This is a genomic window from Vibrio sp. THAF190c (genome assembly GCF_009363355.1).
In the GTDB taxonomy this organism is placed as follows: Bacteria; Pseudomonadota; Gammaproteobacteria; order Enterobacterales; family Vibrionaceae; genus Vibrio; species Vibrio fortis_A.
Window position 1 is genome coordinate 36,693 of the sequence record NZ_CP045342.1, and the last position, 16,452, is coordinate 53,144.

At 43.3% G+C, this 16,452-nt stretch carries 17 protein-coding genes; 8 read left to right on the forward strand and 9 right to left on the reverse strand.

The window, feature by feature from the left end; all coding sequences use genetic code 11:
- Positions 1-2: 2 nt before the first annotated feature.
- The 4 genes from FIV04_RS27280 to FIV04_RS26330 all read right to left on the reverse strand — a co-directional run bounded on the left by FIV04_RS27280 (position 3) and on the right by FIV04_RS26330 (position 2,713).
- A complete protein-coding gene (locus FIV04_RS27280; RefSeq protein WP_152471370.1) occupies positions 3-251 on the reverse strand; it encodes a hypothetical protein in 249 nt (82 codons plus the stop codon).
- A 461-nt stretch (positions 252-712) separates the two neighbouring features.
- Entirely contained in the window at positions 713-1,231 is a 519-nt protein-coding gene (locus FIV04_RS26320; RefSeq protein WP_152471371.1) for a metal-dependent hydrolase, read from the reverse strand.
- Positions 1,228-1,971, reverse strand: coding sequence for a hypothetical protein (locus tag FIV04_RS26325; RefSeq protein WP_152471372.1), 744 nt, complete (start codon positions 1,969-1,971; stop codon positions 1,228-1,230). Before FIV04_RS26325 ends, FIV04_RS26320 begins: the two co-directional genes overlap by 4 nt.
- Positions 1,972-1,981: 10 nt before the next feature.
- Positions 1,982-2,713, reverse strand: coding sequence for a hypothetical protein (locus tag FIV04_RS26330; protein WP_152471373.1), 732 nt, complete (start codon positions 2,711-2,713; stop codon positions 1,982-1,984).
- A 1,360-nt stretch (positions 2,714-4,073) separates the two neighbouring features.
- Between FIV04_RS26330 and FIV04_RS26335 the strand changes: the two genes are divergently transcribed.
- The 5 genes from FIV04_RS26335 to FIV04_RS26355 all read left to right on the forward strand — a co-directional run bounded on the left by FIV04_RS26335 (position 4,074) and on the right by FIV04_RS26355 (position 8,876).
- A complete protein-coding gene (locus FIV04_RS26335) occupies positions 4,074-5,129 on the forward strand; it encodes a replication initiation protein (RefSeq protein ID WP_152471374.1) in 1,056 nt (351 codons plus the stop codon).
- A gap of 132 nt (positions 5,130-5,261) precedes the next feature.
- Entirely contained in the window at positions 5,262-5,906 is a 645-nt protein-coding gene (locus FIV04_RS26340) for a recombinase family protein (protein WP_152471375.1), read from the forward strand.
- Positions 5,907-6,050: 144 nt separating this feature from the next.
- Positions 6,051-7,016, forward strand: a complete 966-nt coding sequence (locus tag FIV04_RS26345) for a DUF2860 domain-containing protein (RefSeq protein ID WP_152471376.1) — start codon at positions 6,051-6,053, stop codon at positions 7,014-7,016.
- Positions 7,017-7,032: 16 nt separating this feature from the next.
- Complete coding sequence (locus FIV04_RS26350; protein WP_152471377.1) at positions 7,033-8,238, forward strand: alpha/beta hydrolase; 1,206 nt, start codon at positions 7,033-7,035, stop codon at positions 8,236-8,238.
- Positions 8,239-8,360: 122 nt separating this feature from the next.
- Positions 8,361-8,876, forward strand: coding sequence for a hypothetical protein (locus tag FIV04_RS26355; RefSeq protein ID WP_152471378.1), 516 nt, complete (start codon positions 8,361-8,363; stop codon positions 8,874-8,876).
- Positions 8,877-8,883: 7 nt separating this feature from the next.
- On the opposite strand, the gene FIV04_RS26360 is transcribed toward FIV04_RS26355, so the two are convergent.
- On the reverse strand, positions 8,884-9,735 hold the full coding sequence (locus FIV04_RS26360) for a phospholipase A (protein WP_253895696.1): 852 nt from the start codon (positions 9,733-9,735) through the stop codon (positions 8,884-8,886).
- A 281-nt stretch (positions 9,736-10,016) separates the two neighbouring features.
- Between FIV04_RS26360 and FIV04_RS26365 the strand changes: the two genes are divergently transcribed.
- A complete protein-coding gene (locus tag FIV04_RS26365; protein WP_152471379.1) occupies positions 10,017-10,337 on the forward strand; it encodes a hypothetical protein in 321 nt (106 codons plus the stop codon).
- Positions 10,338-10,482: 145 nt separating this feature from the next.
- On the opposite strand, the gene FIV04_RS26370 is transcribed toward FIV04_RS26365, so the two are convergent.
- From FIV04_RS26370 to FIV04_RS26380, 3 genes are all read right to left on the reverse strand, one after another.
- On the reverse strand, positions 10,483-11,388 hold the full coding sequence (locus FIV04_RS26370) for an NYN domain-containing protein (protein WP_152471380.1): 906 nt from the start codon (positions 11,386-11,388) through the stop codon (positions 10,483-10,485).
- A gap of 27 nt (positions 11,389-11,415) precedes the next feature.
- Complete coding sequence (locus tag FIV04_RS26375; RefSeq protein WP_152471381.1) at positions 11,416-12,963, reverse strand: helix-turn-helix transcriptional regulator; 1,548 nt, start codon at positions 12,961-12,963, stop codon at positions 11,416-11,418.
- A gap of 419 nt (positions 12,964-13,382) precedes the next feature.
- Positions 13,383-14,363, reverse strand: a complete 981-nt coding sequence (locus FIV04_RS26380) for a hypothetical protein (protein ID WP_152471382.1) — start codon at positions 14,361-14,363, stop codon at positions 13,383-13,385.
- Positions 14,364-14,808: 445 nt separating this feature from the next.
- Here FIV04_RS26380 and FIV04_RS27080 point away from each other — a divergent pair, with 445 nt between their 5' ends.
- Positions 14,809-14,961: a hypothetical protein gene (locus FIV04_RS27080; RefSeq protein ID WP_172974347.1), complete on the forward strand. Its 153-nt coding sequence runs from the start codon at positions 14,809-14,811 to the stop codon at positions 14,959-14,961.
- 10 nt (positions 14,962-14,971) lie between these two features.
- Positions 14,972-15,667: an LPD25 domain-containing protein gene (locus FIV04_RS26385; RefSeq protein ID WP_253895687.1), complete on the forward strand. Its 696-nt coding sequence runs from the start codon at positions 14,972-14,974 to the stop codon at positions 15,665-15,667.
- A 66-nt stretch (positions 15,668-15,733) separates the two neighbouring features.
- Here the strand turns inward: FIV04_RS26385 and FIV04_RS26395 are convergent, their stop codons facing one another.
- Positions 15,734-16,435, reverse strand: a complete 702-nt coding sequence (locus tag FIV04_RS26395) for a hypothetical protein (RefSeq protein WP_152471383.1) — start codon at positions 16,433-16,435, stop codon at positions 15,734-15,736.
- Positions 16,436-16,452: the final 17 nt, after the last annotated feature.

Sequence of the window (16,452 nt, forward strand, 5' to 3'; positions counted from 1 at the left end):
TCCTATCGCGATTTATTAGATTGAGATAGAACCGATGCAGCCAAAGATTTAGTCGTTTTACTATATTTATCACTTTGTAAAACTTTAGATGCCTTATGCTCCATATCAGAACTTGTTTGTCTAGACGTGGATGACTGTGACAGCGCCGACCCAGCCAATGTTTTTGCAATAGCTGAAGAGCTAGGATTATTTAATGTTTGAGCAGCGAGAGAAGCTAGGCTGCTCGAAGTTTGTTTTTTATTCTTCGACATATTCATATACCCGTTATTGGTAAATAGTATTTTCAGTTCACCTATCGGATGCTATGCTAAAGTTCTCAAGTCTAGATGAGCATCCTAAGTTCTTAGGTGATTATCTTAAGTAGCCCCTAACAATCGTTAGGGGTTTCTTTTTTTACTGCTTTAAGCTTCCTCACACTCAATACAAAGCACAACATGTAGTGCTTGGAAAAGCTAGAACCACAAGATAGTGCTAAGAATTTTAATTTTCAAGGATCGGATTTCGAACCTCTTGTGGATAACTAATCAATTGATAAAAATCAGTAAGTATCTGCTAACTCCCTGAATTAGAGTAGTTCGGGGATTAGAAAATTATCTATATGAAATTGGTTTAATCATGGCTATTCAGAAAAATAAATTGCTTGATTTTTAAACAGAACTAGTAACCAAATGTAGGCCTCTAGATATCCTAGACTTGAAGTGACGTGTTTTTTCTAAATCAACCTAAATCGGTTAGTTTTCCACTCTAGGCCATCAATCAATCCGCGCTGGTAAAGCTCGCCCCAATCGTAGAAGAAAGGGGCAAACCCGTGACCACCGGTGAGGTGGGAGAGGGCAACGCACGCAACAATCACTCCAGCTGAAATCGCGTACTCGACGGGGTCGCCGGTTCTAAAGCGCCCACCGAATAAATGAAAGCGTCGGTCGCTGTATGGGGAGAAGGGCACGCCAGATACCGTCATCGCATCGGTCAAGATGTGGCTGACGCCACCCCAAGCAAACGCCATCCCTAAGCCGTGGTAATCCCAAACTAAGGTGAAGGCGAGGGCGGCCATTAACCAATGGGTAAAGACATGGGTAGGGCCTCGATGTTTGATTGGCCTACCGGACAGCTTATAAACATACTCCATCCAATCTGGCGCGGTTGCGCCTGCAACACAAGCGGCTACGTGAGGTGGCGAAACCACCGCACACAAGGCCCCCGCAATTAAGGTGTGGTTGAGCCATTTCATTTGCTCTCTGCCTTGGCGGTGTGCTTCGGTAGCACGGCTATTTTTTGTAGGTAGGTGTTCATCCCCAGGCTTTGGCTCTCTTCACACATCGCGACTAAAGCAAGGCGCTGCTCAACCAGCGTGGCTTCGTGCGTTAATACATCTCGGTGCGCCGTGGCGACTTTCTCGAGTAGGGCGATCTGCTCATCAACGTTAGCAATGCCTTTGCTCACCCTGGCTTGAGAGCGAGCCTCCAGTGCCAAGTAAAGTCCCATCGTTCGATAGGCATAGTTACGGTTGGCCAGCGCTTTGGTAAAAGCGGCGACTGCAGTCGCGGTCGCAGTTCGGCGTTGATATTCCCACTGGCGCTCTCGCGATTGTTCGGTGGTTGAATAGAGGGGCATTTTGCCAACAATGCCAATGTAGTGTTCGGAGATCTCTGGCCAGTCGTCGCTGTTGTACTCATCCATATTGGAGCGCACGCCGGCAACAATATCGATGTCGATCTTGAATTTGCTTTTCTCTGGGTAGCAATGCAGTACCGAATCAAAAATGATGTCTGGATCTATCTTCGGTGCGGGCAGTAGGGCAGGGACGGGAGTATTAAAGTGCGGGGCGTCACCGTGTAACGTCGGCAACTCGAATGGCCTAGATTCGGGTGGTAAAACGGTAGGTTCACTCCATGGTGAGCTGATCCCCCAATCATTTGCGCTCACCATGGAAGCTCCCCCAAATAGCAGCAAAGCAAAGGCTATTTTCATTGGATTCTGCTTAATCAGCTCGGGCTGACCTGCGGCCAGAACCGAGCATCTGTAACCCACCGACTACAGCACCCGCTTCCCAGGCACCGGCAACCACACACATCGCAACAATAAACCAAATCAGGGCTTTGGTTGTATCGTAGCTTGCATCGGTTAACAGGTTGGTGCGTTGCGGGTTTCGGCGTTCTATCACTGGGCGAACGGAAGGGGGCAAGCGACCCTCTTCGCTGGCTGTCATGATCCAGATATTGCTAGACAACAAACATGAACGAGCCACTTGGGCTTTTCTGCCCGACAGTTTATGCGCGTCGTCGACGAACAGCAGTGCGCCGGTATCTAACAAATATTCAGCAAGCGCATCGGCTTTCAGTTGTAAGTTGAGCCTGCGCCACTCAGTTTTCAGATCTGGGTCTTCAGTGGTCTTGCGTCGTTTCTCATACCACTTAGCAACGGCTTCGTTTTCTACCCAGCTAGTCATGGGTAACAAAGTCTCAAGTAACACTGGTTGATGTTTATTTCCCCAGATCCCATCGTGCTTTTCAATTAGGCGGCTGAGCCAACGGCTTTTTCCTGAATCGTGTGCGCCGGTGATGAGCTGGCATTGGGTACGTTTAAAGGTGGTCTCTTTGCGATCTTTGGATGGTGCAAACCGACGCGGAGAGTCGACGATCAGCGGTGTAATGTACGGGCTGCCGTTCTTTCTCACTCGTTTATGGTCGGTGCGCAGTTTCAAAAATCTCATGAGGTCTCCGTGACTTTGAAACCTCAGATTACGCGAATATTAGTACGAAGATATCGCAAAGCGAGGCTTTGCGATCAGTGCAAGTCTTTCATGTAACTGTGTATTTTGATAGTAGGGATCGCGCTCGATCGGCTTCGAATAAAACGTCCGAGACTCACGTGAGTTTTTCTGAACGAAGAAAAATATTTAGATCGAAGTAAGGGGTAAACGATAGTGATGATGGATGATAGAGACATTGAGGATGAGCAGTACGATTAAAACCGTCATTAAATTCGTATTTTCTTCAGACAAAAAAGGTCCTATGACGGGCTGGGTAATGACACATAAATACGTGAACATCTACCTAAAATTTCCCACCATTAAGACCAATTTAAGTTGTAGCTTTTCAATTCTGTTTTTTTATCAAGCGCGTAATTTGTCAGTGTATTAGTTAGGGCTGGGCATAACTGATGGCTCGCCACACCATTTGTAGGTTGGGACGTTACCCCCTTCCATTTACTCACTGTGTTGATAGGTTAAATCACTCTACATGATTTATCGCATCCTCATGCTCTACCACAACATAGTGAATCATTACCGTTAACTTGTTTATCTCTGCATTTGCAGAACGTCTCCGCCGAGGACGAAAAGAGAATTGTCATTCATTTTTTAATCACCCAATTATTTATTGTCGTTGGCGTAAGTGATCCGCATCGACTTAGGTATGAATCCTAATTGATGAGTATTACGGCTAGAAACTGCTTATCTCGCTAGTGATTTATCTAAATGACTCATTTTTAGCCATATCATTGGAGAAGTGGTCGATGATCGTGTTAGGCGATGTTTTGCGATCATCTAAGAATGATCTAGGTGATCGGTTACATGAGGTGCATGTTTGTTTGTCGAGCTGATCGAAGATAAATCACAGCGTTTTCATGTGGATAAGTGAGCTGAAAAGTACCAAATATCGGTTATTCACATTATCCACAGACTCTATAACAGTATATAACCTATATAGGATCTATAAAGTATATAAGATCTATAGAGACATAAAAAACCTTTAAAATCAACCAATTAAACATTTATAGGTAACACGTTTTTAGTGTTATTGATCTTATTTTTAGTCTGATTGATCGTTTAATTAGTATATCGGTAACAACATTTTAGTGTATATGATCGTTTTTTTAGTTTTGGGGTCACATATTTTTAGTGTCTAAACCGTTTTTATCCTCTGAACGATCAGATTGGTCAAACAATGTTAGCATTTTTTTGAAGGTTACAGGAATTTAGTCAATTAATGCGATCTTTATTCTTGAGGTTACGCAGATTTAGTCTTACTCTTATTTGAGACTAAAAACCTGTTACCTGAAAGCTAATTACTATGACAGACCAGCCAGACCGTCGCCAACTGATTACCACGGAAGACTATCGAGAGTTGCCGAACGACTTTTTCAAGAAAAGTCATGCACTTGTATTTAGTCAACTTGGCTTAACTGCCCGTGAGCACGACACCTTCGCCTTGTTCTTATCGCGTTTGCATGAAGATCACTGGGTGGCTTATCAAGAAGGTCGGCATGTTTATGCTCCGGAATACACTTTTCAATCAGAAGTGTTGAAAGAGTGGTTTGGTTTGTCTGCAAAGCAGTTGTACCCAACGCTTAAGCCAATGGCCAAGCGTCTCTCTTCTCGTAAAGTCGGTTTAATGAACGATGCCGAGCAAGAATTTGATTTCATGCCACTCTTTAGCCGTGTTGCGTATAAGAAAGGGGCATTGATCATGGTGCCGAACGCCGAGCTAATGGATGCTTACTTGGCGCAATCGGCAGGTCACGCTCAGATTAACCACATCTCTTTTAGAAGTTTGAAATCAGAACACTCCAAGCGCTTGTACAGTATTTTGTCTCGCTTCAAGAAGCCTGGGATGAAATTGCATGAGCAATCCATCGAACAGCTGCATGGTTTGTTCGGCTTATTAGATGAGAAGGGAACACTGACGAAATCGAGTTACGGCAATAACAAGGTTTTCTTAGAGCGCTGTATCCGTAAGCCGATTGAAGAGCTGGCCTCGAATGAAGAGGTACAGAAAGAGTTGGCGTTTCTCGTGGACGAAGATTCTGGCTCTTATGGCTACAAAGCTCGTTACCGCGGTAAGAGCATCGTCGCACTGGAGTTTCTATTTGAGTGGAAACAGAAAAGTGACAATAAAGGCGAAGCGAAAGAGCGTGCTAGGCTTGCTGAAGAGACGGTACCAGATAACCCTATGTTGCAACTGGCAAAAGAGGCGTTCAATATTGTGCTCTCTTATCCAGTGAATGGTGAGCTGACTGAGCACCACAAATTGGCGATCGAGAGCGTGCGCATGGGCATCATTGTTATGCCTGCAGACATGCAGTTTGATTCTGTCTTTTATCATCGTATGGAGCTGATGGAATCCTAAATTTTCAGGTAACAGATTTTTAGTGTTTTTCGCGTAACACTAAAAATTTGTTACCTACAGTGATATTGTTCTCAAGTTTTCAGATTAATCACCTTTGTTATGACGTCTAAGGTAATCAACCAAGGAAGGGTCATGACAACCTATGCTTACCTGCGCGTTTCTACCGACGCACAAGATACTCAAAATCAAAAGCACGGCATTCTCGAGTACGCTAATCAAATGGGGATTGCCGACATTCAATTCATTGAAGATACGGCTTCCGGCACTAAAAAGTGGCATCAGCGTAAACTTGGCCACCTTCTTCAAGAACTCACGGCCGGAGACACGATTATCTTTGCCGAGATAAGTCGTATAGCCCGTTCAACGCTGCAGGTTCTCGAAGTGCTTGAAATGTGCTCTTCCAAAAAGATCCACGTCTTTATCGCTAAGCAGAATATGCGTCTAGACGGCACTATGCAGGCGACCATCACCGCCACCGTTCTAGGGCTCGCTGCCGAGATTGAGCGCACCTTCATTTCCACTCGGACCAAAGAGGCCTTAGATGCCAAACGCAAACTTGGGATCATTGGGGGGCGGCCAAAAGGGCCTGCGAAGCACCTTAAGCTTGATAAGCAAAGAGATAAGATCACCGAGTATCTGAAAATGGGCCTGACTCAGGCCGCAATCGCCAAATTGCTGGATATCTCACCAAGCACCTTGAGTGACTACATTCGCCGGCATGATTTGCGAAATGAAAGGTCGGATCACCAACAGGCAGTCTCTCGAGTTTACAGATAATGATCAAATAAATTAGAAGTTTAACGCTACTTTAAGAAATGATCGGTCTCCTTGTTGACCTTCATGGGGTGGTTGGCGTCGACATTTCTTTCACAGAAAGGACGCTATCCTCTATTTGCTATCCATTACCCATGAGAAGTGAACATGAAAAAATTAGCATTAACACTATTATCAATTTCTATTTCAGCCGTAACGCACGCTGGCGAGCTTGGTCAGCCTGGTTTTGATGGCGAAGTAACAGGATTGGTTGGTTTTTCATCTGGAAAATCAAATTTTAACACGGATACGGAAAGCAAAACCGGTGATCTAAATACGGAAGCCGAGTCGGAGTCTGAGGCGTTAGTCGCGCCACTAGGTCAAGTTCGTTATACCTTTGGTGAAGGCAATAACCATCAAGTGTTCTTCGGTACCTCAAGAGAAGATATCGCCGTGGGTGATTTTGTGCTTGAAGGCGGTTATAAGCTAGGCTTTGGTGAAAAGTCGTCACTGGCTTTCTCTTACCTACCAAGCCTAGGTGGCGAAACGTGGGAAGACCCGTATGTAACGGGTAAGCGAGAAACTACGGATGTAAGCAGCAGCGCATTCCGCGTGAAGTATGATTCGATTTTAGACTCGAACTTCTCTGCAGATATTGCGTATTACACCTACGACGTTGATAGTGAAAAGTCAGGCAAAGACGGTACCGTGCTGAGCTCACTGGATCGTAACGGTAACGGTATCTACAGCAAATTTTCTTACACACACTTCTTAGACGATACCTCAATTCTAGAGCCATCAGTGCTGTACAAAGCATTCTCGGCCGACGGTAGTGCGATGTCTAACAAAGCGTATGGCTTTGAACTCGCTTACAAAAAGCACTTAGACCGTCACGCTTTTGTATTGTCGGCAGACTACACCAAGACAAGCTACGACAGTAGTAATGCAGTGTTTAACAAAACTCAAGAAGACAGTGAATACGGCGTATTTGCAGCGTATGAGTACGATAAGTTCATGGGCTGGGACAGCGTTGCGTTCAATGCTATTTCTGGCTATGAAGTAAAATCTTCGAACATCGATTTCTACAACGAAAACCAGATCCTAGTTGGTGTGGGTCTTACGTACAAATTCTAAAGGGTAGGGGTAGTATATGAATAAGTTGCAGCTTGCTGGCGTTATCGGCTTGGTTGTCTCTTCGTCTGTGTTTGCTAACGATGAGAACATGACCGCCCATACCGCTTTTAAATCGAATATTGCTGAGATGCAGAGCGATTACTATCGGTCACTCAGAGTCGATGAATGGATAGAGCTGGGTGCGAAGAAATCAGACATTCTTAGCGCGATGGGACGCCTTAAAGCATCGGGAGAGAGCCCGTTACTTGATACGGAAAATACCAATAGCCCGGGCCATTGGACCTATGAGTTTGTTCAAATTGCGAAGGTACTAGAACAGGAGGCGATGAAGGCTCAAACGGCAGATGCGTACCAAAGAGCGTCTACGGTTTACTTGATTGCATCTTATCCGAACCTGCACCGAGCGAATGAGATCGCTGCGTTAGACAAGGCCGTAGACCTTTATTTGCAAGCCGCTAACTTACGTGGCGAAAATGTACAAAAAGTCGCACTGACGCGCTTTGATGACAGAAGTATTCCAGGTTTGCTGCATCTACCTAAAAATACGAGCAAGTCCGTTCCTGCAATTATATGGACGGGCGGGGTAGACAAAACACTGATTGAGCATCATGCCGAATTCCAAGAGCTCATCGACAGTGGCTACGCTGTCCTGACACTTGATATGCCTGGCGCTGGGTTGGATTATAAAAACCATACCCAACTAGATGAGCTTGATGCGTCTCATCAGGCTGCTTTTGAGTTTCTAGAGAACAATAAAAACATCGATAAGGACAGAATTGGTGTGTTGAGTTCGTCGGGATCTGGCATCACGTTGATGGATTTTGCCATTAAACAGCCTAAGCTGAAGGCCGTTGTAGCGCGATGTGCATTGGTCGATGGCCCAATTGGTCAGAAAGAGACGCTGAAGTTTGTTCCTAGAATGTCCGCCGACTCTTTTATTGCTCGTATTGGTGGTGACGTTGGTGACATGGCGTACTTTGAAAAGCATGCGCCGTCTTACTCAATGGCAAACCGAGGGCTTCTTGATGGAAAAGCTCGTATGTCGACACCATTGTTGGTGATTAACGCGCAGAAAGACCCTATCGCATCGTTAGGAGACATGGAGAAAACGGCCAAGCTCTCGTCACAAAGTACTGTGTATGTTGCTGACGAGTTTGGGCATTGTCCGGATTCTAAAGCTGCTCAAGATATGATAACGCAATTCCTAAAACAGCATATCTAACCTTAATGGCCACGTACTAATGTGGCTATTTTTAAAGTCTTTAATCCTTTATTTATAATGGGGGTTCTTGGATAATCGTAGGAATTAAGTAGAAGTACAGAAGATGATATCAGAGCTGCTCAATGTTGAATAAAGAAGACTTAACCTTCACATGTTGTCGAGAACTCGAATACGAGGCGGGCGATCCTAACAAAAAGTGCTCACTTTATGGGTTGAAAGGCATACTGTTAGATGCAGACTCACAGAACATGGATGGCATGGACTCGATCATGGCGTATATCGTGCCAAGCGATAGACGTGAAAGTCTTGAGCTGGAAGAGTGGGTCATATACGACGACATGGACACCATTACCAAGCATTTTCATATTGCTTACGAAGGGAATACGAAGGCGTATCTGTGTGAGCTATTGACAGAAAGTGGTGTCATTATTGTAGAAGAGCAGCGTTGCTACTTAATGCCACATACACGAAAAGGAGCAAGCTTCATCAAGTTTAGGGAGCAGGAGTACCTTTTGGAGGTGTTGAATTACACTGAGAAGACCGAGCATTACCACTTCCATGTGTTGCCAAGTGCGTATGAGAGCTATGGGCGAACCATCCATAATTACCAAGCCTTTATGGCTAATCAGTCGCTATAGAGTTACTTTATCTTATTGCTGCAGGGATGAGCTTTAAACCAATACCTAGTCGAGTCTGATCGTAGTTATAGTCAATCAAACTTTCACCATATCCCGTAAATACCTGCGCGTAAATATCGAGAAATTGGTTAAGGGGAATAGATGCGCCTAACTCTGCTTGCCCTTTATCCGTTTCAAAGTTATACGCCCCTTTCACTTTCCAGCTGAGCAAACTCCCGTTATAACCAAACGACAATTCATATGGTGGGATGAAATCAGAGATGTCGGGGTTCTCTGAGTCTTTCAGCACATGCCACCATTGGATGCCATAAGTGACTCTCTCATTCACGCGTTCGAGCGTTATAAAAGCCCTATCCCAACTTCGAGTAATGTTTATCTCACCGCCGTTTGATTGATGACGGTACCCGTACTCAATGTTATTGAATGCAAACCAGTTACCTTGGTGCATCATAAAAATTTGAGGTTTGTAGTTTGTTTCTCGAAAAGGGGATGAGGCTTGAGTATTTCCCAATTGCCATAAAGATAACTGGGTATAGGAGAGCATTAGAGCATGTCTCCCTTTTCCATGGAGTGGAGCAGACAACGAAAACTGAAATTTTACTTCTGAGTTATTGAGCCCATCAACTTTGTTATCATAAGCCTCGTCGTACACCGCTTGATTTATTTGATTGGTGGCGGTTTGCATCACATAGGTATCTTCATAGATTCCAATTGCCGAGTTGGTCTTACCGTGGACAGCAAGGGGTGAAGCAAAAGCTAAAAAAAGAGTGAAGAATATGTTCTTCTTACAATTCATAATGTTCACAACGTCAAAAAATAAAGGGTGCTGAACTTTAATTTTAAGCTGGTTTAGTTGCAACAGTTGATGAAGCCTTGTTCACGTTTATTTGTTTTTGAACAAAGATGGCATTGAAATCGCGGCCTTGCTCACCACTCCAGCCAAAACTTGCCACTTCTAAGCGGTGAACACGAAAAAACATGTCATGGGCTAAATACGTGCCGCTGCGCGCCACAGCCCATCACATAAACGTCTTCACCACTCAGGCGGCTGCGCTTTGTCTTCCGTAGCAAGGCCCCTTAAGAGCTTTTTTACCAACCCCAAACCCCAAGCTTGGGGCTTTTTAGTTCAAATTGAACATAATGTGGAACAATGCGAAATTGCTACGCGCCAATCCGCCAGCAAGCTGCCGGGCGCTGGGCAACTTCAAGCATTGTTGGACATTATGTATAAATTTTCACAACCGCACGGCAAGCGTGCTGCAAGGCGGCCAGGCAAGCTGGCAGTGTTTATCTGCCTTGCCCCAAAAGACGGGCAAAGCAGGGCATTGGTGGCGCATCAAAACACAAACAACGTGTTTTCAAGCGGTCACGTTCAGCGGTGAGTTTGAATCTTCACACGTGGCAGGTTTTATGTTGCCCGTACCGGCCAATCCCCAAAAGGCGCAAGCTGTTTTAGGGTAGCCCCCACATCCCCCGCCCACCCAGAGCTGCGCCCCCGTTCTTTGGTTTAATAAGCTCACCTAAAGCTGTGGCATTATCGGCATCTTACCCATTATCACAGGCTTTTAATTGGCGCAGCGGTGGTCGTGTCGTGGTGGCAAATTTTCTAAACCACTTCAACATTACATGCACTACGCGCTTTTCCTGTTGAGTTCGGGGAAACTTGAAATTTAAGACTTGTCCCTTTAGTTATTTGATCCCATTGTCGCCCTTCATTTAAGTCATTTTTTCTAAAATGGAACTCTTCTCCTTCGTACACAACAAAGGCAAAGTGTTTACTCTGTTGTGGTGTTGACTTTACTTTGCCAATGAGGGCTGTCGGTCTCACATAACATCGGTCTTCTTTTTCTCCAAAAATTTCGAATTGATGGCTCAGGTTTTTAATGGTCTTTTTTAAACTTGAGTACCCATAACTGCGTGTGTCAAAGGTACTATCAATTTGCTTAAGCTTGGTTCCTAGATCTCCAAGATAAACGTAATCTTCACTAGCGTAAAATTGCCAGTAAGCCTTTGATATTAAGTTGTCGAGTTCTGTTGAATTATCCGTAACCTTGAGTTCTTGCTCGGTTTCATCGTTGTCTTCTTGGCTCAGGTTTTCTAAGTACACAAAATCATGGCAAGCATTACGAAAGCGCTCAGGCGTACTTTTTTTTCCTATCGCCATGGTATGTAGCCCTTTTTCACGCACTCTCTGAGCGAGTCCTGCAAAACCGCCGTCACTACTAACAATGCACAAAGCATTAATTTTGTCGTTTGTGCAAATCAACTCTATGGCATCCATAATCAATGCATGATCTGCAGCATCCTTGCCATGATGAAACTGCTGCTTTGGTGTAGACGCTGTATCTAAGATATATTGTTGCCAGTTTTTATAGTTTGGGTTCGTCCAATCGGCGTACACCCACTTAAGAGCGATAACACCTTTCCTACTAATTTCACTTAATATCTCGGGGTATTTTGATTGTTGAACATTTTCCCCATCAACAAGTACAGCAAAAGTAAATTCAACCATGTTTCTTTCCTATAATTAAGAGGATAACTAGTAGATCGTACGCACACTGTCTAGCAAGTAGCCTTTCTGAATCAAAGCGTTAGTTAAGTTATCTTCTAACGCTGGATCAATGTTATAAATTTCATTTATCTTACGTATAGTCTCGATAGCTGAGTCGCCGTCACAATCAATGTGGATATATTCATGAACATCTTTACTATCACCGTCTTTCCTGAGGTGTTTGATAAGTAGGCGGTCACTGTATAATCGATAACACTCGACAGTTTCTGAAGTAAAGATACAACAACCGGCTACCTGAACTACTTCTTGTTCATGCCTTAAAGGTAAAGTACTGCAGTAATCTATAAAGGCTTGCTCCAAATCGAGCTTTATCGTTTCATCAACGTTAAACTCATGTGATTTGTCTAAATATCTTCTGCATATAACAACCTTTAATGGGATAATTAAATCAATACTTTTAGACTTATACAGCTCGTTTGCTTTTGTCTGAATCTCAGAACTTGGTAATTGGAAAAAATCAGAGATATGAAGATCTGGCACAGCGCAATCGGAATTGTATTTCCCTAGAATTTTTCGTTGGACTTTTTCCTCTTCTTGTTGGGCTTTCAGATTAGAAATCTCAATATCATGTTTTTCTTTTAATTCATCACTCTTGTGATGAAGAATCTCAATAACGTTTGAGTAATTGGCATTGGTGCCCATTTCCTCTGAACAGGAACACAGAAATGCTTCATAAGCATCCTTTGAATCATGCGTAATAGTAGGTTCTGGGTGGTCGTGTAGAGCTAAGGCTTCTTTTACATCTTCGTCTACGTTAATCAACTGAGGGCGTTCGTTGTAGAATTGCTGTATTGACGCACTATGAAGCTCTATTTTTGATTGATTATTCTGTTCTTCTTGCTCTGACTTCAGCTTAAGATTTCGAAGTTCATCAATCTTTTCCGCCACTTTATCAAGGTGACTTTTATGTTGCTTGCGTAGATCCTCTTCTTGATTGGCGTGCTCTTGTTTAAGTGTCCCGTACAAAACGGTTTCTAAAAACTCTGAATTCCACTCAATATTTTTCCAGTTATAGGTATAGTCATCTTGATACCAATCATATGGCTCTTGTTTCCGTAACTTTTCCAAAATTGGGATACATATCTTTTTAGGATCCATGCCTTCTAGTCTATCCGCAATTGCCTTTTTCAAATACGCAATAAAGCTCTTTTGCTCCCAGTCTTCAGGTAGGTCTAGGATACTTTTTTCTACGACATTAAATTTATGGAAAACCTCTCCTGGAGCAGTGTTTTTTAATCGAGGTAATAATTTTGCGAGTTGCTCTTCCGTAGCGAACCCTTTTCCGTTGGCCCATTGTGATATTTGGGGTTGGCTTACTCCACAAAGCCTACTTAAATCCTCCTGTTTTATGTTTTTACTCATAGCCATGAGCATTATTTCTTGTGTATATGGATGTCGTCCCTCACTTACGTCTGGATACAAAACACCATCTATTCCTAATTCACTAATTTTTTTTGCTAATAGTTGCTTTTGTTGATGTTTTATCTTTGGTGGTTTTGTGTCTGTATTTGTCATTTTTTAGTATCCATTTAAGTGGTTGATTTATATAGCTTAAATGTAACTTGTACTTTTGGTCAACACTAAATTTAACGAATTTATTACTAATAAATAACTAATAAAAAACTTATAAATTACTTATGGTGATTTTTCTGTGAATGTTAAAGTTATCGTAACTTTGGGTTGTGATAAATCGAATTTTCAGTACAAAACGGACAAGAAAATTCTTTTCTCAAACTCAGTAAAAAATCTCTTTAATTTATTAGGCGGTCACAACAAAGATAGAGTTTTTTGTTTATATATTACTTATTAAGAGATTATAAATGATAAGGTGCTATGTTAAATCAGCTGTACTTGGGGTAGAAACTAGCTTCTATTCTTCAAAAAAATCGCCCCGCTAAATGCGGGGCGATTTTTTATAAAGCTAACTAGTCCATTTATTCAACTTTGGTCAGATTGTCCGTATAAACAACATCTTTACTGTTGAACCAATCTAATGAGCTGTCCCCGTAGTAAGCAATACCTTGGAGCGAAGGGGACTCTGGCGAATCTTTAGGATCATCGATGTAGCCAGAAATGATCGCTAAACGTAGGTGGTTCGTTTGTGCCTGAGTATCGAAAATATGTCGGGCAATGGTGGCATCCACAATTTGACCCGTGACAATGTAACCACTTATCATGCCCATATTGCCTTTCTCAACCATAGGAGCACTAAGTAGATTATCGGTGCTTTCAATATCAAATAGGCTTGCATCGGTTAAGTAACCGACAAGACCACCAAAGTTAGTTCGATTGTCTCCCTCGACTATCAATTGGTTGTTGCTAGTGATTAAGGAAGACATATTGCTGTTAGCCGCATACCCAAAGATACTGCCCACGTGACTACTCTTCTCTACCCAAAGGTTGGAGTGGAGTACATTGATACCTAGCGCGTCACTCTGATTGCGAAAACGGCCGGCGACTATACCAATTCCTTGTGGAACTGTTTCACCTGTCGCTTGGATTTGGCTGTGAGTGATGATGACGTTTTCCAGTCTACTACTTTGGATATCACCAGCTAAAATTCCGGCAGCATTAACGTTACTACCTACTTTGAGCGTAATGTTTTCAAAGGTAAGGTTGTTGACGGTAGCGCCGTCCATTTCAGAAAAGAAGCCTGAGTAACGGCTATTTGCATCAATAGTGAGATTACGAATTGCATAACCTTTTCCATCAAGTATGCCATTAAACTTGATAGGCGCCGTTAAGGTATAACCACTGCAGTCAATATCGTGGCTTAAATAGTAGCTTTTGGTTGTGCGTTGCTCTATTTCAAGTGCCTTGCTACACGTATCTACCTCTTCGTTTGCTAAAGCTGGGTTATTCGCAACAACGCCTGCTACAAAGGCGATAAGTGCTCTATGATTTTGTTTCTTCATTTTTTATTCCTTTATTTGGGTTAATTAATGTCTAAAGACAGGGCCAGTATATAGGTCTAAAAAAACATCTAGCTGATCACCTATGTAAATTACAAATAAGCAATATAAAACGCTGATCACCATGATTTATTTTAACTTGTTAGGTTAAAGATGCTGGGCGTTGGTGTTGTGAGGATAATTGGCATATTACGAATCGAGAAGATCTTCAAGCTACCTAGGCATGTTTGTATTGATTAAAGAGAAGCTGAAACCTGCTTTATCTCGCGAACCTCTTCACTCGTCCCTCGTTTCTCGGTGGCTCAACCAAGCCAATAAAAAATACAAACAGCGTATTTCCTATAGTCTTGTCCGTACCGGTCACAATCAGGGCTGAACAAACTTTCGCTTTCTCGGCCAAGTGCTGTCTGAGTGTGCGTTTTGCCTGTGCAAGAGAAAGTCCTCAGCTATGGATTTCATCGTTTCGTTTACGCCACTTCTATCCTTTGCCAATCGAACTTCATTATCAAAAGTGAAATGCACGCTGCGCGCTTTTGACAATGAAAACCGCTTGTCTGTCGGGAAGTTAGGCGAAAACGACGATGAAACCCCAATCACCTAAGGAGCACACCATGTCACATTCCCTTTCTTCGCACACTCACAGCACTAAGCCCGCTAAAGCGAGCAACGTATCCTCGTTGCATCTGTCAGGCTCTTCAACAATGAAAATGGCACCATTGTCAGTAGTGGTTCATCATTCTGAATCCCCACGGCTTAAACCTGGTGAAGAATTCGAGTTTGAAATCTTTGAGGCTATCGCCTTCAAAGTTGCTTTGGATGCCCTTGAAAGCGGTCATTATCAGGTCGATATCAGCGTAAAATTTGAGAAGGGCCATCAACATCGATGCAAACTCAGTTTGGGCTGTCGAGATCAAGAAGTAGGATTTGCGGATCACTGTTTCCGTATTTTGGAGCATGCGCAATCTCTTAAAGCCTCGCAGCCACAACATTGGTATTTTTCTGATACTCAGGGGAGGGGGCTTTTAACTCTGCTCAAGCGCTATCAAATTAATCGCCAACAGGTGGCGCAGTCGCGTCAATCGGTCTTTGAACGTGTTCGCCTGCAAGAGTCGGCAGACACAAAACGTTTCAGTATCGATGCTCGCTTAGTTGGGTTGTTTGAAAAGCTGGCTGAACTTAATCCGCCCGTTGGGCAGATGGTTACGGCCTTGAACGTGGTATTAAAAGAAAACGATGAGCGAATTTTAGGAAAGGAAGATTTCGAAAGCTTCATTGAACAAGTGGAAGATTGGAAAAACAGGCAGTAATCTGCGAAAACAACCCCCATTGTCCCCAAAAAGTCACCCCGCTAAATGCGGGGTGATGTTGATTTATTAAATAGGCTCAGACTGGATCCCTGGCCCTTCCTTAAAGAACTTGAGATACATTTTTAAACGGTCGATTTCATCGGCGTAGTCACCTAGGTTAACGAACGACTCCCATTGCCACTGGCCTTTTCTCCAAACCACATTGCGATTGGTTGGTGTTTTCGTGTTATAGATTACTTCACAAGGGGGGACGTCGCTGCATCCTTCATCCACATTGACGATCAAACACTGCTCACCTTGTACTGTTATCCAATCTCCAACTTTAGGCGTTGGGAACGTATGATTATGAAAACGCAATTCGCTTCTTTTATTGTTTTCAAACAAGTGTGCAGCTTTCTTAGCTTTAGCACGACCGTAATCAGCAACTTTGAATAATTTTGCATGATTTTCGCCCTCTTCACGCCATACGACCCTCCAACCGAGTAAAACTCCTTGAACCGTATACATGTAACTGTAAACAGCTTTCCAATCGCCTCTAAACGGTGTTGTCTTGCCAATAAACAAGATTAACGCCCATCTATCTTTTCCCCATTCTTGCTGGCCAATTTGATCACGCCATCTTTTTGCCTCGAGTTTTGAGTCGCCTCGTTTCGAGCCAAAGAACTTTTTATGATAAAGGCCTCTTTCTTGTCTTGGGACACGGGTTAGGTAGGTGTTGTCACGAGTTGTGACTTTAGTTAAACAGTAGTTTTCTTGTGCTTCTATCACTGTGATAACCGTTATAG

Excerpts from the sequence above, each read along its gene's own strand:
- FIV04_RS27280 (WP_152471370.1), bottom strand. The coding sequence starts at position 251 with ATGTCGAAGAATAAAAAACAAACTTCGAGCAGCCTAGCTTCTCTCGCT.
- FIV04_RS26320 (WP_152471371.1), bottom strand. The coding sequence starts at position 1,231 with ATGAAATGGCTCAACCACACCTTAATTGCGGGGGCCTTGTGTGCGGTG.
- FIV04_RS26325 (WP_152471372.1), bottom strand. The coding sequence starts at position 1,971 with ATGAAAATAGCCTTTGCTTTGCTGCTATTTGGGGGAGCTTCCATGGTG.
- FIV04_RS26330 (WP_152471373.1), bottom strand. The coding sequence starts at position 2,713 with ATGAGATTTTTGAAACTGCGCACCGACCATAAACGAGTGAGAAAGAAC.
- FIV04_RS26335 (WP_152471374.1), top strand. The coding sequence starts at position 4,074 with ATGACAGACCAGCCAGACCGTCGCCAACTGATTACCACGGAAGACTAT.
- FIV04_RS26340 (WP_152471375.1), top strand. The coding sequence starts at position 5,262 with ATGACAACCTATGCTTACCTGCGCGTTTCTACCGACGCACAAGATACT.
- FIV04_RS26345 (WP_152471376.1), top strand. The coding sequence starts at position 6,051 with ATGAAAAAATTAGCATTAACACTATTATCAATTTCTATTTCAGCCGTA.
- FIV04_RS26350 (WP_152471377.1), top strand. The coding sequence starts at position 7,033 with ATGAATAAGTTGCAGCTTGCTGGCGTTATCGGCTTGGTTGTCTCTTCG.
- FIV04_RS26355 (WP_152471378.1), top strand. The coding sequence starts at position 8,361 with ATGTTGAATAAAGAAGACTTAACCTTCACATGTTGTCGAGAACTCGAA.
- FIV04_RS26365 (WP_152471379.1), top strand. The coding sequence starts at position 10,017 with ATGTGGAACAATGCGAAATTGCTACGCGCCAATCCGCCAGCAAGCTGC.
- FIV04_RS26370 (WP_152471380.1), bottom strand. The coding sequence starts at position 11,388 with ATGGTTGAATTTACTTTTGCTGTACTTGTTGATGGGGAAAATGTTCAA.
- FIV04_RS26375 (WP_152471381.1), bottom strand. The coding sequence starts at position 12,963 with ATGACAAATACAGACACAAAACCACCAAAGATAAAACATCAACAAAAG.
- FIV04_RS26380 (WP_152471382.1), bottom strand. The coding sequence starts at position 14,363 with ATGAAGAAACAAAATCATAGAGCACTTATCGCCTTTGTAGCAGGCGTT.
- FIV04_RS27080 (WP_172974347.1), top strand. The coding sequence starts at position 14,809 with ATGGATTTCATCGTTTCGTTTACGCCACTTCTATCCTTTGCCAATCGA.
- FIV04_RS26385 (WP_253895687.1), top strand. The coding sequence starts at position 14,972 with ATGTCACATTCCCTTTCTTCGCACACTCACAGCACTAAGCCCGCTAAA.